This is a genomic window from Paenibacillus sp. FSL P4-0127, assembly GCF_038007325.1.
GTDB classification, from domain to species: Bacteria; Bacillota; Bacilli; order Paenibacillales; family Paenibacillaceae; genus Fontibacillus; species Fontibacillus macerans.
The window spans coordinates 3,446,109-3,461,532 of sequence record NZ_JBBOWY010000001.1 but is presented as its reverse complement, the minus strand read 5'-3'; the positions used below and the strand labels follow the sequence as shown (position 1 = coordinate 3,461,532).

Here is a 15,424-nt window from a genome sequence, read left to right as displayed (position 1 = left end):
TCAAGGAGCCTATCTTCTAGTCTTCCTCGAAAAAGCCGGCAAATAACAAAAACCGCCAAGGAGTACGTTGACTCCCGGCGGTTTTGCGGGCGAATAGCCGCTGCTCCGTTTAGCTTACTTGACGACCGCGCCGTTTGGCATCGAGTCCGGCACCGTCGCCAGCGTCAGCTGATCGCCTTGCGAAGCCGCGAGGATCATCCCCTGCGACAGCTCGCCGCGCAGCTTCACCGGCTTCAGGTTGGTGACGCAAATGACCTTGCGCCCGACCAGTTCCTCCGGCTTGTAGAACTTGGCGATGCCCGATACGACCTGGCGCTGCTCGAAGCCGAGATCCAGCTGCAGCTTCAGCAGCTTGTCGGCCTTCTCTACCTGCTCGCAGGCGAGCACCTGGGCTACGCGCAGCTCCACCTTGGCGAAATCGTCGATTCCGATTTCGTCCTTCAGCTCCGGCTTCTCCGCCGCCGATGCCGCCGGCGCCGCCGAAGCAGCGCTCGCCGCAGCCGCTCCCGCCGCTTCCTCCGCGGCCGGCGCTCCCCCGCTCATCGAGTTTACGATAAACTCGATTTCCTGCTCCGCATCGAGCCGCGGGAAAATCGGCTCGCCTTTAACCAGCTTCGTGCGTGCCGGAATCAGGCCGAACGTGCGCAGGCTCTCCCAGGCCGTCAGCTCCCCGGGAGCGATCCCCAGCTGCGCCCAAATTTTCGCCGGCGCCTGCGTCAGGAACGGCTGCAGCAAGATTGAGGCGATACGCAGCGATTCGGCCAAATGAACCATGACGGAGGCGAGCTCCGCCCGCTTGGCCTCATCCTTCGCCAGCACCCACGGCTGCGTCTCGTCGATATATTTGTTCGTGCGGCTGATAAACGCTCCAATGTGGGTCAGAGCGACGGAAAACTCCATATTCTCCATCACTTCCTCCACCTTGCGGACCGTTTCTTCCGCCGCTTTCACCAGCCCCGCGTCAAACGGCGTTACGTCAGGCCGGTAAGCCGGCACCTCGCCGCCGAAATATTTGTCGACCATGGCGACCGTCCGGTTCAGCAAGTTGCCCAAGTCGTTGGCCAGATCGGAATTCACCCGCTGCACAAAGCTTTCCGGCGTAAACGAACCGTCCGAACCAAACGGTACCTCGCGCAGCAAATAATAGCGGGTCGCGTCCAGACCGTAGCGGTCGATCAGCACGTTCGGGTCCATAACATTGCCTTTCGATTTGGACATTTTGCCGCCCTTCATCAGCAGCCAGCCGTGGCCAAACACTTTTTTCGGCAGCGGCAGCCCCAGCGCCATCAGCATGATCGGCCAGTAAATCGTGTGGAAACGCACGATCTCCTTGCCTACCAGATGCACGTCAGCCGGCCAATACCGTTCGAACAGCTCCTGGTGGTCCGTGCCGTATCCCAGCGCGGTAATATAGTTGGACAAAGCGTCGATCCACACGTACACGACATGCTTCGGATCGCCTTTCACCTTGACGCCCCAGCCGAACGTCGTCCGCGATACGGCCAAATCCTCGAGCCCCGGTTTGATGAAATTGTTAATCATCTCGTTTTTGCGCGATTCCGGCTGAATGAAGTCCGGATTTTCTTCATAATACTTCAGCAGACGGTCCACGTAATGGCTCATCCGGAAAAAGTAACACTCTTCCTTCACCAATTCGACCGGATGTCCGCTTTCGGGGCTTTTACCGCCGACGATTTCGCCTTTTTCGTTCCGGACGACATCGACAAGCTGCGATTCCGTATAGTAGGTTTCGTCGGGAATACTGTACCAGCCTTCGTATTCGCCTTTATAAATATCGCCCTGCTTCACTAGACGGTCGAAGATCTCTTCAACAACCTGCTTATGCCGCGGTTCCGTCGTGCGGATGAAGTCGTCGTAGGAAATATCCAGCTTCTCCCACAGCTGCTTGATCCCAGCTACGATACCGTCCACGAACTGCTGCGGCGTTTGCCCTTTCTCCTGCGCTTTGCGCTCGATCTTCTGCCCATGTTCGTCGGTCCCCGTCAAGTAGCGCACATCGTACCCGCGCAGCCGCTTGTAGCGCGCCATGGCGTCGCCGGCCACCGTCGTGTAGGCGTGCCCAATGTGCAGTTTGTCGCTCGGGTAATAAATCGGCGTCGTGATGTAGAAGGTTGGTTTGTTGTTAGACATACTCTTTTCATCTCCTTGTTCTTAATGAGGTTGTCCGGAAGGCATCGGCTTCGGTGGTAGAAAACCCGCCTTTTTGAACACGCATTTAAATGCAACAAAAAAACTCCCGCCCCCTATGGGACGAGAGATTGCTCACGTGTTACCACCCAAATTCCCCGCGCCTTTACAGGCGGCGGGCTCCGCAGGTCGATTAACGACCCCTCCGTTAACGCCGGACTTACGCCGTCCCCTTACCCGCCCGTTCGTAAAACGCGGACGCCGGCTCGAAAACGGTTCCTCCCGGACCATCTTCCAAAGCGGATTCAGACCGGTTTGCAGCTTCCCCGGCTCTCTGTAGCTGAATTCCTTCTTCGTACTCATCCGTTCACTGGAAGTATATAACTTTCTATATCTTATGAAAAGTTTCAGGCCGTGTCAAGCGAAGTGCCGCCGCTTCCGCGCCTAACTTCGGGCCCGACCGTCCCTTACCGGCGGCGTTCCGCCGCTCCCGCGGCGCTTCTCCGCTTTCGGCGGAACCGGATCGATGCCCCCCGGATGAAAGGGATGGCATTTCGCGATGCGCTTAGCCGCCAGCCATGATCCCTTCAACGGCCCGTGAACCTCGATCGCCTCAAGAGCGTAAGCCGAACAGGTCGGATAAAACCGGCAGGTCGGCGGCTTCAGCGGAGAAATGAATTTACGATAGACGTAAATCGGAGCCTGAAACGTCTTGCGAACCACGCCCATTTTCAGGACACCCCGTGCTGCTCCGGAACCTGCTTATCTTTTGCGTCCGGACGGCAATTTTCACAATACCCGAACACTTCGAATTTATGTTTCACTACCTGAAACTGTTCGGGCGCATCGGTCAGCGGCATTGGACAAAAATGAATCGGGTACGTCTTTTCGCACTGCAGGCAGATCATATGATGGTGATGTTCTCCTTCACTGCAGGAAACCCTGAACTTCAACCCGTCCTCGAATACAACCTGCTCCAAAACACCGAGTTCCTCCATCACGCGCAAATTGCGGTATACCGTATCAAAGCTGAGCCCGCTGTATTTCTTGCACATATAGTCATAAACGTCCTTTGGGGTCAGATAACCGTCCGTCCCGGCAAACAGCTTCGCCAAACTTCTGCGTTGATCCGTAATCCGCAACCCCCGGCTGGACATCACCTTAATAATATCCTCTGTCGACAGCATGTGACATTCCTCCTGTCTTGAACCGTTTCTACATGCGTCTTCTTTAATAATGCCGCAAATCGCAAGCCCCGTCAATGAGACAGGGCTGCGGGCGCAAAATCCGTCATAGATCAGCGAGGAACGACATTTTATGATTCATATAGAAGTCCTTAAGGGGGTTGTCTCTCCAAACCACTTTGCACGATCATCTCTTTGGTTCAGGAAGCCAAGTCACCTGGTCAAACGGGATAATCGTGCAAAGCCTCCGGACAGCGAGTCTCGCTCCAGGCCACGGTCTGTTGTCGGCTTGACTGTCAAGCACTGATGATTAGGTTGAACCATAAATCTTTCATTTCAAAATAAACAGGCACGGCGATCGTCGCCGTGCCTGTTTATTGTTTAATTTTTCGTTGCGGGCATTTGCTGGAACAGAATATTGAAAGGCAGGTTGCTGCCCGGGGCCGCCGTAAACAGCAGCTCTACCGTCTGTTCTTGGTCCCCGGTGCGGAACAATACGCCGTTTTCACTCGGCGCGCTTAGGCTGGAACCGTTGGCCAACTGTACGACGCTTCCGTTCACCATTATGACGCCCATGTATTTTCCGCCCCGCGGGTTAAACGTCACAAGCGTATTTGGGGCAACACGGTGCAGTTTAATTTTATACAACATTCCAAAATTGCCGGCATTCGTTTTATAGGCTTGCGTAATTCCGTCCGCACCGACCTGGAACGGGTCGCTTACGTTGTCGCCGATCGCCAGGCGGGATGGCGTCGTCCCGATCAAATCCGTAACCTCGATGATCCGGGTTGATTCCATGTACGTTCCCCGGTTGTGAACATCCTCCGGCGGAGCGATTAAATTAGGCAGCGCGCTAATCGGATCCTCTCCTTGATCGACCATCACTACGTTATATTGCAACATATGATCGCTGTATAAATCCGCAAACAAAGAGATGACATCTCCCTGCTTCAGGGGCTTTTCGCTCAGCTCGTTCAAAATGATTTTACTTTCGCCCGGAGCGAGCCACATATCTTTATATTTGGTGCCGTTTTGCATCGATTCGAAATACCGCTGCACGGATACTTTCCCCGCTGCCGTGGCAAAAGGGCTTGGTCCGCCGAAGCCAAGGAACGATTGGGACAGATGGGTCGCTTCCGCATTATTGTTTGTGGCAATCACGTACATGTTCTTCGGCGTACCTGTGGAGTTCACGTGATGGACCATAAAGCGGGTAGCCCCGATCGCGTTCTCCCGATACAACAAGCCTTTACTGTAAACCGTTTCCGGGCTGTTGCTGCGAATCAGGGTTACCGGTTCGGAAGTATAGGAATATTGAATTTTGTTCCAGCTTGGCACTTGCCCGCCGTCGAAGGTGAATTTGTCGCCGACCGGAACGAATATCTTGTTGAATTCGTCTTCAGGATACAGCAGTTCATTCGTAATGTTGATCGTCTTCTCGGTCGTTGAAGACAGACCGAACTGGTTGACGACCGTCAGCCGAATCGTCACCGGGCCCGGCGTAAAGAAGGCCAGCTTTTTGTTTTCCCATTTGCGATCGGTAATGCCCACTTCATCGGTACTAAGGTCCGTATACAAAATCAATTCGCCCATTTTGTAAGTATCTTTGTCGGTCGTGAAACTGGCGACCGGCGGCGTATGCGGTTTCGATACGTTTACGGTCAAGGAGAACGGATTACTCCACTGGCCCCTGGAATCCTGAACCCGATAGGTAACGGTGTAGCTTCCAGGCTCCGCGAACACGTCCTGGCGGCCGGTCCATTCCTCATTGACGATGTCCAGGCCGCTCGGAGAAGAGGATTCGGTAATATACTGCACCTGCGTCTCGCCGGCAATAATCTCCTGGTTTCCGATTTTAAAGGAAGCGACCGGCGGCATCGCCAAATTTACGATGACCCGCTTGCCTACCGAATCATATTCATAAGCAATGTTCAAAGCTTTGGTGATCGCCGTCAACGGCACCATGAAATTGTTTTTGACGGAATACGATTTGCCCCGCATCGTCTGCGTCACGCCGTTGACTTTGTAGTAGGTCGTGTCCAGTTTAAAACGCAGCTCGTCGCCGCCGCGCTTGATAATCGTTTCTTTGGTACTATTATCGAAAGAGAGTTCAAATCCGGCCCGCTCTACGATGGCACGGATCGAAATATAGGATACGCCGTCTTTAACCTCCATTGGATAGCCGGCAAGGTATTCTTTTCCGTCTTGGTACATTTTATTGCTGTTTACCATCAAAATCAGTTGGCCCGGACCCGCCGTCGTTGTCGTTTGCGAGCCAGGAGTTGTCGTCGTGGCCGGATCCGTTACCGGCACTTCGCCGTTCCCATCGTTCGTTCCATCCTGCCCTTCCGCAGGAACTGCAGTTCCGTCCGTTTCGCCGTTTCCTGTCTGTTCTAAGTCCCCGGTCTGGCCTTCGGTTTGAACCTGACCCGCATTGTTTTCGTTCATTCCGTTTTGATCAATCGATGCGACCTGATCTATCGATTGCTCCGATACGCTGCCCGCGTTCGGATTATTCCCCTGGACGAGCTCCTCGGCGCTTGCCGGAAGAACCATGGCCATTTGCGATGCTGCCAGAATCGTGGTGATTAACATTCGTTTCAAATTCATGCCTTAACTCCCTTTACTCTCCCATTTTATGTAGATCCCTCGCGATCTCACAATCTATTAAACGCATGTAAAGGGGAAAAGTTTCTAAAGTTTATATACAAAATTAGACAAACTATTTGTCCCCCGCGCTCCCCGCGGAATAACGGGCATTCAGGCTTACCGGCAAGACTCCGTTCGCCCGAAGTTTTCCGGTCAATACCCCGGCCAACGCCTGAAGGGCAAAAGGACGATTTTCGTAAAGACACAAGTACGTACCGACGTCCGGAAATGCGCGGATATCGTAAGGATTCCGCGAAGAAGCGACGATCAGCCGTGAACCCCGGGCTTGAATGAGGGCATTCACCAAGCTTTTCTGCCCCTCGTCGATTTCTCCCTCCGCCGTGTAGGTGACCGCGACGATTTGTTCAAAACCTTCGTTTTGCCGGAGCACCGCGGCGATTTCCGCGGCCGCCGGACGCGAGCCGATGAGGGCAAGGACGACCTGCTCATGCAGGGGCTTTAACGCATCGGCGAGCGTGTAAGAGTGCACCGCCGGCTCATCCACCTCGGTGCGGTGGCGCAGCTCCGGCCACACTACAAGCACGGGCTTGGCCGGATCGAGCGGCAGGTTGCCGGCCTCGCAGACGAGCGTGACGCTGCGTTCGGCGCAGCGGCGGAGCAACGCGGCGCTTTCCGCCTCCGGCGTCAGCGGATGCGGCAGCTCCGGCGCCTTCTCCGGCTTAGGCCCGCCGCCGAGCCCAAGCCGCTCCGCCTTCAGCGCCAAAATCCGCGCCGCCGCCGCATCGATCCGCTCCTCGCTCAAGCGCCCGCTGCGCACCGCCGCGCACACCTGCCGGATCGCGGCGATCTGCTCCGTCATCGTGTGGCTGACGAGGATCAGGTCCGCCCCGGCTGCGATCGCGCGCACGGCGCCTTCCGCCACTCCGAAATGGCGGGAAATCGCCTGCATCTCCAGGCAATCGGTGACGATCAGCCCCCGGTACCCCAGCTCTTCGCGCAGCAATTCGGTCAACACGCGGCGCGACAACGTCGCCGGAATTTCGTCAGGCTCAAAAGCCGGAAAAATGACGTGCGCCGTCATGATCGCGTCTACTTCCGCCGCGATGGCCCGCCGGAACGGAACCAGCTCGACCTCGCGCAGCCGCTCCTTGCCGTGAGGCACCACGGCCAACCCGAGGTGGGAATCGGCGTCCGTGTCGCCGTGCCCGGGAAAATGCTTGGCCGTGGCGATCACGCCCTGGCTCCGGTAGCCGCGGATCGCCGCCGTCGCATGCCGCGCCACAAGCTGCGGATCTTCCCCGAAGGAGCGAACGCCGATGACGGGATTCGCCGGATTGTTGTTGACGTCGACGCAGGGCGCAAAATTGAAGTTGATGCCAAGCAGGGCCATCTCCCTTGCGGCCAGCGCGGCCACCTGTTCCGCCAGCTTCGGATCGTTTGCCGCTCCAAGCGCCATATTCCCCGGAATCCGGCTCATCCCTTCATGATCCAGCCGGGCGACCATGCCGCCTTCCTGATCGATTGAAATGAACAGCGGGACTTGGGACGCCTCCCGGTTGATCGCTTGCAGGCAGCGCGACAAGCCGGCAAGCTGCGCGGCCGATTCGATGTTGCGGCGGAAATAGACCACCCCGCCGATATGGTATTGCCGGATCAGCGTCCGAATATGCTCATCCGGCGTTGTGCCGTGAAAACCGCAAATAAACAGCTGGCCGACCTTTTGCTCCAAGGTGAGTGCTCCTAAGTTCAAATCCCGTCATCTCCCCGTTCAGGATGCGTTTGTCTCCTTCAGACGGTAATCGGAAGGCGTCATCCCGGTATATTTTTGAAACACTTTGGTAAAATAGCGCCGCTCCTGGTACCCGATTTCGCTGCCGATTTGCGCGATCGAGCGTTCGCTTTCACGCAGCAGGCATTTGGCCAATTCGATCCGCTGTTTGGTCAAATATTCCACGAACGTTTCCCCGAAGTGGTTTTTGAACAGCAGGCAGAAATAACTCGTGCTGATCCCGAGGTGATCGGCCAGTTCCTCGATGCCGAAATCATCGCCCAAATGCCGCTGAATGTAGTTTTGCGCGGTCATCATCAGCAGTTCGGAGGTCTTTTTGGAGGAGAGGCAGGCTCGCGACTGCCCGATCAACGACACGATCAGGGACAGCAGATCCTTAAGATCAAGCGAGCGCTGCAGCCTTTGCCACAACGCTTCCTCCTGCTCGCCAGGCAGCATCTGCAGTTCGCGCATTTCGCGCAGCAGATGGATCAGCAAGTAATGCAGCAGTTTAACGGCTGCGTACGCATGGTGCTCATCCGCGTGCCCGACATACCGTTTGAGCTCCGCCACCACCTGCTCCAGCACCTCCTGATTTCCGCTTCGCAGGCCGCTGCCAAGCAGCTCGATCCAGCGCCAGTGCATCCGCGAATCCTCCGCGGGCCAGATTTCCCTTAAGTCCTCCGCACGTCCTCCCCCGGCCTCCAAAAACCATTCCTCCGGCGGGTTCAAGATGAGCATTTGCTGCAACCGGTTGTACGCGGCGCGCAGCTCCTGAGCCGCTTGCGGCCGCGGTTCCAGGCAGAAACGGACCGCAAGGCCATCCTCGCCCCCTTCCCGGAGCCGCTGACGTAGGCGTTCAAACCCGGGGAGCAGCGACCGTTTCGTGATCGGCGGGCTGTCCGGCTTGGCCGGGACCACCAGACACCATTCCCCCTCGCGAATTTGCAGCACCGTGGCCCCCGCGGGGAAAACGCCGCCAAAAATTTCTTTGATCGCGTGTTTGGTCCGCAAATTCCAAGCTTTCCGTTCATGTGCGCTCCAGGGCAGGGAATGATGCGAGTAGCCCTCGAAATCCAGCAGCATAACGGCATAACGCCGCTCTTCCGCTGGTTCTTCCTCCTCCTCCCACAAGGCGCCGTTTTCCGTTTCCTGTCCCAGCAGCGCATGAAGCAGGAAATTTTCGGCGGCCAAATCCCTGGCCTGATGGAGGCGTTTCTCCATGCCCAGCGTTTTGCGTTTTTCCCGAATTTCGCCGGCGATGCGGCCTACCGTTTCCTCCAGCTCGGCATAATGGATCGGCTTGCAGATGTAATCTTTGACCCCGTAGCGGATCGCCGTTCTTGCATATTCAAACTCCTGATACCCCGTCAAAAGCAAAAATTCGCAGGGAAAATTCAGCTCGCGAATTTTTTGCAGCAGCGTGATGCCGTCCATGACCGGCATGCGAATGTCGCTCAAGATCAAGTCGGGACGATGCAAGTTCGCCGCTTCCAGCGCATCCTTGCCGTTCCGGGCCAAACCGACGATTTCAAACCCCATATCCTGCCAAGGCAATATTTTCGACAAATTGCTCAAAATATGAATTTCATCGTCAACCAGCAGCGCTTTTAGACGCATCCTCATCACCCGCCCCGTATTTAGGTATCACACATTGAATGATCGTTCCGTGTCCGGGCTGCGAGCAAATAAACAAGCCGTATTTGCGGCCGTACTTAAATCTTAGCCGATCATACACGCTGCGCAGCCCCAGCCCCCGCCGCTCATGGCTCGGATAAGGCGCCACCGTCTCGCAAGCCGGTTCCCCCAGATCCGCGTATTGAATCGTCGCCAGCTGTTCGCTCGTCATCCCAATTCCGTTGTCCGCTACCTTCAGCAAAATCCGGTCTTGTTCCATGCTCCCCGTTACCGTGATCCTGCCTTTATACTCAATTCCTTCAAAGCCGTGCTGAATGCTGTTTTCCACCAGCGGCTGCAGCGTCAATTTAAGCACCCGGCAATTCAGCATCTCATCCGGAATGTTGATTTCATAATCAAACAAGTCGTCGAACCTGAACTTCTGGATCTCCAAATAATTGCGCAAATGCTCGATTTCCTGGCTCAGCCCGATCTCTTCCCGCCCCTGGATACTGATGCGCAAAATGCTGGCAAGGCGGACGACCATTTCGCTGACCTTGCGCCCTTCGTTTTGCACGGCAAGCACGTTGATCGATTCCAGCGTATTAAACAGAAAATGCGGTTTGATTTGCGCCTGCAGCACCCTGAGCTCGGCATTGGCCTTCTGCAGCTGCTCCCGCTTAACCTGCTCGAACAATTCATTGATTTTGGCCATTTGATTGTTGAAGCCTTTTTGCAGCAGCAGCAGCTCGTCGTCGCCCTTTTCGTCGACCCGGGCTTGCAAATCGCCGCTTTCGACCTTGCGCATGAAACGCACGATCACGCCGATCGTTCCGGTAATCCGGTTCATGAACAGGACGTTAAACAGCATCGCCGTCAGCACGCACACGCAAATGATCGCCACAAACCATTTGGCGAACGTCGTCACCTCCCGGGACAAATAACTCCAGGAAGTCACCGACACCAGGCTCCAGGGGTAATCCTGCAGCTTATAGATCGAAATGACGCTTTCCTGCCCGTCAAATTTCCCTTTGAAACTGTGATAGCTTGCGGGGAACCGCCATTTGCGCGAAACATACTCCCCGATTTGCCGGCCATCCAGCTCCGCCTGATAATCGTACAAAATAAGCCCCTGATCGTTGACCAGCATAAACCGGGTATCCTGCAAACTGCTGCCCAGATTCAAGTTTTGAAAAATCTTTTCGAACTCCCAGTTTTTGATCTGCACCACCAGCACGCCCACACGCTCCAGATTGCTCAGCTTCTTGATCAGCCGAATCTGCGTGAACACGCTGTCCGACCCGGTCAGTTCCGGATATTCGTGCGGACCGATCCACTTCGGCATCCCGTTTAACGCCATCACTTCATTATATAAAGGATGCTCTTTGAATTTTTCGTAGGGCAGTGTCTGAAAATTTTCCTTGTTAAAAATCGCGATGACATTCGAGCGTTCCCCGCCGTGGAGATTGTACAAGAACGCGTAATCGATGGCGGGATGGCTGTACAGCAGGGAACGGAAGTTCCGCTGGTTGGCGTTGAGCTCCAGTTGGGTTGTCGCCGTCAAATCCTGCGAATCCGGATCCTTCGCCACCAGCGCATCCTGGAACACGCCCTTGGCAATGCCGTTGTCGGTTACGTTGTCCATTTCATGCAGCGCGCTTTTGATGCTGTAGCCGATCGCCTTCAGCGAATATTCGGCCTGCTGGCTGTATTTCGTTTCGATCGAACGGAACGTGACCCAAAACGTAATAATCCCCAAAATAAACAAAGGAATAATGACAAGCCCCAAAAAGGCGGTAAACAATTTAATGCGCAGATTCATCGGCGGCAGCTCCCATGCTTTGAGCGAATATGCTTGACGTCTACTTAGGCGTTTTACCTCATTTTACCACGCCGCCGCTTATCCTTTAACGCTTCCCGCCGTCACCCCTTCAATAATTTTTTCCTGCAGCACGGCGTAAATGATCATGACGGGAAGCACGCTGAACACAATCCCGGCCGACATTTGGGCATAGTTCGTATTGTAGGCGTCGCGGAAACCGACCATGCCTACCGGCAGCGTGCGCAGCTCGTCGCTGGACAAAAAGTAGTTCGCCAGCAAAAACTCGTTCCAGTTCCCGAGAAAATTGACGATAAACACCGTGACGATAGCCGGAACGGTCAGCGGAACGATGATCCGCGCGAACAGCCTGGCGGAGCCGAGCCCGTCCATGACGGCGGCTTCTTCGATCTCCCCGGGGATCGAGCGCATGAAGGCGGCCAGGATAATGACCGAAAGCGGAATCGCATTCGCCACATAGGGCAAAATGAGCGCCAGATGCGTGTCGAGCACGTTCAGCCTGCGCATCATTCCGTAAATCGGCAGCAACAGCGAGTTGTTCGGAATCAGCATCCCCAGCAAAATCAGCTGAAAGATGACCATGCTGATCCGGCCATAGCGCATCCGCGTTACCGCGAACGCCAGCATCGCCGCCAGCAGGATGGACAGACAGGCCGACAATACGCCAATATACAAACTGTTGAAAAAATACGTGCTGATCTTGGCGTTCACCCAGGCGTTGACGTAATTGTCAAATATGATCGAGCCCGGCGGCCCAAACGGGTTTGCAGCGATCGCCTGGTTGTCGCTTTTGACCGAAGAAAACAACACGAACAGAAACGGATATAAAATGACGAGCAAATAAGCCATCAGAAAAATATGCGGGATCGTTTTTTTGAGCGCTCTCATCAATATTCAATCCTTTCCGTTCGTCTGGAGACGAAGAGCTGGTACGCCGCCGTAATGAGGATCGTAAACACGAAAATGAGCACCGCGATCGCGTTGCCGAAGCCGTGGCGGAAGCTGGTGATCGCGTAGCGGATCATATACGTCGCCATCACGTCCGTCGATCCCGCCGGACCGCCTTTGGTCATGACGAGCACGATGTCCGCCGCTTTCATCGCCCCGGCGACCGACAGCATGATGACGACGGAAATGATCGGCATGATGAGCGGAATCGTGATTTTTAACGCCCGCTGAATCCCGCTCGCCCCGTCGATCGCCGCCGCTTCTTCCAGCTCTCGCGGAATGGCGAGGATCGCCGCCAGCACCATCACGATGTAGAAACCTGTCCACTGCCAGGCATTGGTAATCAGAATGGAAAGCATCGCCCAATTTTTGTCGGACAGCCAATAGACCGGCGGAATCCCGAACATGCCCAGCACCTTGTTCATCAGCCCGAAATCCGGGTTATAGATGAACCCCCATAAAATGCCGATGACGGCGGTCGACATGATGGACGGCATAAACACGGCCGTCTTGTACAAGCCTTTTAGCTTTTTCACACTCGCGATCAGCAGCGAAAAAAAGACGATCAGCGGCACCTGGATCAGGCAGGAAAACAGGATGAAATACGCGTTGTTGCGCACCGATTTCCAAAAAGCTTTATCATGCATGGCCGTGGCGTAATTGTCCAGACCGATATAGCTTAGATTTTTCGAGATTCCGTTCCAGCTGGTAAAGCTGTGATTAATGGCGGTAAAAATCGGATATATAAAGAAAGCCAGAAAAAGCACAAAAGCCGGTAAAACAAACAGCACGTACAGCAGGGGATTTCTAAGCGCTTTGTTCATGCCAATAACCTCCGTAGTCGGGAGCAAAGGCGCCCCCTCGCCATCGAGGCGAGCGGCGCCCTTGCCAAAGTTCATTCGTGATCGGTTACTCTACGGCGTTGGCTGCATCCTGTGCGGCCTGGACGTTTTCCAGCATTTGCTCCGGCTTGATTTCTTCGCCGATAATTTGCTGAATCCCCATGCTCAGCGCCGTATTGACATCAGCCTGCACCAGAGCGTCAAACGCCGGGAACGAGGTCCCGATTTCGCTGACGCCCTTGAAAATGTCCTGCATAAGCGGATCATCGGACGCCGTTTTCATTTGCTCAAGATCCATTTTCATCGCCGGCAGCACGCCGTCTTCTTTAAGGCCGCGCAGCTGCATTTCTTCCGTCCACATGTTTTTGATGAACTCTTTGACGGCCGCCAGCTTCCGCGGATCTTCAGCGGCGGCGCTGGAGAAGCCGTAACCGTTGTTGGCGTCCTGCATGACGATGACCGGGTCGCCTTCGTTTAGCGGCGGCATGTTGAAGTAGCCGATTTTACCGACCATGTCGCCGGCCTGCTCGGGATCGCGGAAGACGGAGTTGGCCCAAGAGCCGTCCATCATCATCATCGCTTCGCCCGTGATGATCTGATTTCGCATGTCCGCGTATTCAAAGCCCAGCTCGCCTTTTTTGAAATATCCCTTTTGCACCCATTCCTGGTGTTTGGCGATCGCTTTAACCATATTTTCGTCCGTCCATTTCGTCGCGCCGCTTTTGAACCCGTACGTAATTTCAGGCCCCGCGTAATACGTCCATAAATTGTTGGTGGTCATCAACGGAATCCAGGCGTCCTTGGAGGCTTGCGCAAACGGAATTTTGCCGTCGGCCTTGATCTTCTCGGCGATTTGCTCCAGTTCGCCCAGCGTTTTGGGCACCTGCAGCCCTTTTTGCTGAAAATATTCTTTATTGTAGAAGAAACCTTCGATCGATCCGCCGATCGGCAGTCCGTACACTTTGCCGTCATGGGTAAACGGATCGAGGGTCGTAAATTTATCCTTGATGCCAAGCTCTTCGATAATCGGCGTCAAATCGAGCATCAAGCCCTCTTTGGCATACAGTGCCGCATCCGGGCTGCCGAACACGTCGAAGATTTCCGGCGGTTTCCCGGCGGCCATTTCGCCGCGCAGCTTCTCCTTGCGGTTGACTTCGGAGTCCACCGCATCCAGCTTGATCGTGAGGCCAGGGACGGCCGCTTCCGTCTGCTTGACGATATCCTCGAGCATCGCCAACCGGAACTTCTTCGATTCCCCGACTTGCGTGTGGCGAATCGTAATCTCGAACGGTTCATTGCTTGTCTCTGTCCCGGATCCGGCATTCCCCTTATTCTCGGTCCCTTGCCCTTCGTTCGCCGGAGCTTTATTCCCCCCGTTGCCTGATGATCCGCAGCCGGCAAGCAGCGCGGAGGCGATAAAAATCAAAGACAGCAACAGCAGCAAACTTTTCCTCATATTTCTAGACCCCTCCTCAAACGCGGTAGATTCACTTACACCCCCATTATAGAAAGCGTCTTCTTCTTTGGTAAGGAGGACATTTTTCTTTTAGAGGGATAATATCATCCAAAAGACAAAATGAAAACGGCTAAACCTGACATATAATTGTCCGATTTAACCGTTTTGGTCAAGATTATTAAGTTTTACGTCATGTTAATTGACATGAACTTCTCTTTGCTCTGCCGCTTCCCGTTCTCCCTCATGAATGATCCGGTACGCCCATTCGATTTGTTCCTCCGTCGGCGATGGAACGCCGTCAAGCGGATAATCCCAGCCAAGCTCCTGCCATTTGTAGATCCCCATTTGGTGGTACGGGAGAATCTCGAACTTCTCAACGCCCTTCAAGCTGCCGATAAACCGCCCAAGCTCCCGCAGATCTTGTTCGTCGTCATGGATGCCGGGCACGAATACGTGGCGGATCCACATGCTCCGTCCATGATCGGACAGCCAGCGGGCCATGTTCAGCATCCGGTCGTTCGGTTTGCCGGTCAGCTTGATGTGCTTTTCGTTGTCGATATGCTTTAAATCGAGCAGTACGAGGTCGGTCACATCCAGCAGGTCGCGGATTTTATCCCCTTCATTATACCCGTTTGTATCCAGCGTAGTATGAAGGTTCCAGCGTTTCTTCGCTTCCCGGAACAGCTCGGTCACGAACGGGGCTTGCAGTGTCGCTTCCCCGCCCGAGACCGTGAGCCCTCCGCCGGACGGGCGGTAGTAGTTCAGGTAGGGTTCGATTTCGCTGAGCACTTCCTCTACCGTCATTTCTTTTCCGCCCGACAGGTTCCAGGTGTCTGGATTATGGCAGTACTGGCACTGCAGCAGGCAGCCTTGCATGAAGAGCACGAAGCGAATACCCGGGCCATCGACCGTTCCGAAAGTTTCTAATGAATGTATGCGACCTTTTAGCATTTTCGTCACCCTTTCTGTGGCAGGTTGAACCGGAGGTTCAACCTGAAATCGGCTGCCTGT

The 15,424-nt window shown here is 54.9% G+C and carries 11 protein-coding genes; all 11 read right to left on the bottom strand.

Translation table 11 applies throughout. The features are described 5' to 3' along the window. Positions 1-114: 114 nt before the first annotated feature. The gene (gene metG / locus NYE74_RS15485; RefSeq protein WP_036621694.1) at positions 115-2,151 is read right to left on the bottom strand and encodes a methionine--tRNA ligase; all 2,037 of its coding nucleotides are present in this window, start codon (positions 2,149-2,151) and stop codon (positions 115-117) included. Positions 2,152-2,592: 441 nt separating this feature from the next. Next, on the bottom strand, positions 2,593-2,877 hold the full coding sequence (gene yidD / locus NYE74_RS15480) for a membrane protein insertion efficiency factor YidD (protein WP_051985378.1): 285 nt from the start codon (positions 2,875-2,877) through the stop codon (positions 2,593-2,595). Positions 2,878-2,879: 2 nt separating this feature from the next. After that, positions 2,880-3,335, bottom strand: a complete 456-nt coding sequence (locus NYE74_RS15475) for a Fur family transcriptional regulator (RefSeq protein ID WP_036621692.1) — start codon at positions 3,333-3,335, stop codon at positions 2,880-2,882. Positions 3,336-3,713: 378 nt separating this feature from the next. After that, entirely contained in the window at positions 3,714-5,942 is a 2,229-nt protein-coding gene (locus NYE74_RS15470; RefSeq protein ID WP_036621690.1) for a copper amine oxidase N-terminal domain-containing protein, read from the bottom strand. Between the two features lie 112 nt (positions 5,943-6,054). Further along, entirely contained in the window at positions 6,055-7,692 is a 1,638-nt protein-coding gene (nagZ, locus tag NYE74_RS15465; RefSeq protein WP_213510321.1) for a beta-N-acetylhexosaminidase, read from the bottom strand. Between the two features lie 18 nt (positions 7,693-7,710). Further along, a complete protein-coding gene (locus NYE74_RS15460) occupies positions 7,711-9,336 on the bottom strand; it encodes a response regulator (RefSeq protein WP_227872909.1) in 1,626 nt (541 codons plus the stop codon). Beyond that, positions 9,305-11,149: a cache domain-containing sensor histidine kinase gene (locus NYE74_RS15455; RefSeq protein WP_278738119.1), complete on the bottom strand. Its 1,845-nt coding sequence runs from the start codon at positions 11,147-11,149 to the stop codon at positions 9,305-9,307. Before NYE74_RS15455 ends, NYE74_RS15460 begins: the two co-directional genes overlap by 32 nt. 78 nt (positions 11,150-11,227) lie before the next feature. Further along, a complete protein-coding gene (locus tag NYE74_RS15450) occupies positions 11,228-12,055 on the bottom strand; it encodes a carbohydrate ABC transporter permease (protein ID WP_036621683.1) in 828 nt (275 codons plus the stop codon). Next, the gene (locus NYE74_RS15445; RefSeq protein ID WP_124332948.1) at positions 12,055-12,939 is read right to left on the bottom strand and encodes a carbohydrate ABC transporter permease; all 885 of its coding nucleotides are present in this window, start codon (positions 12,937-12,939) and stop codon (positions 12,055-12,057) included. Before NYE74_RS15445 ends, NYE74_RS15450 begins: the two co-directional genes overlap by 1 nt. Positions 12,940-13,024: 85 nt before the next feature. Next, positions 13,025-14,413, bottom strand: a complete 1,389-nt coding sequence (locus NYE74_RS15440; RefSeq protein ID WP_124332949.1) for an extracellular solute-binding protein — start codon at positions 14,411-14,413, stop codon at positions 13,025-13,027. A gap of 195 nt (positions 14,414-14,608) precedes the next feature. Beyond that, positions 14,609-15,364 carry a pyruvate formate-lyase-activating protein gene (pflA, locus tag NYE74_RS15435; protein WP_124332950.1) on the bottom strand — a complete coding sequence of 252 codons (756 nt, stop codon included), beginning with the start codon at positions 15,362-15,364 and terminating at the stop codon, positions 14,609-14,611. Positions 15,365-15,424: the final 60 nt, after the last annotated feature.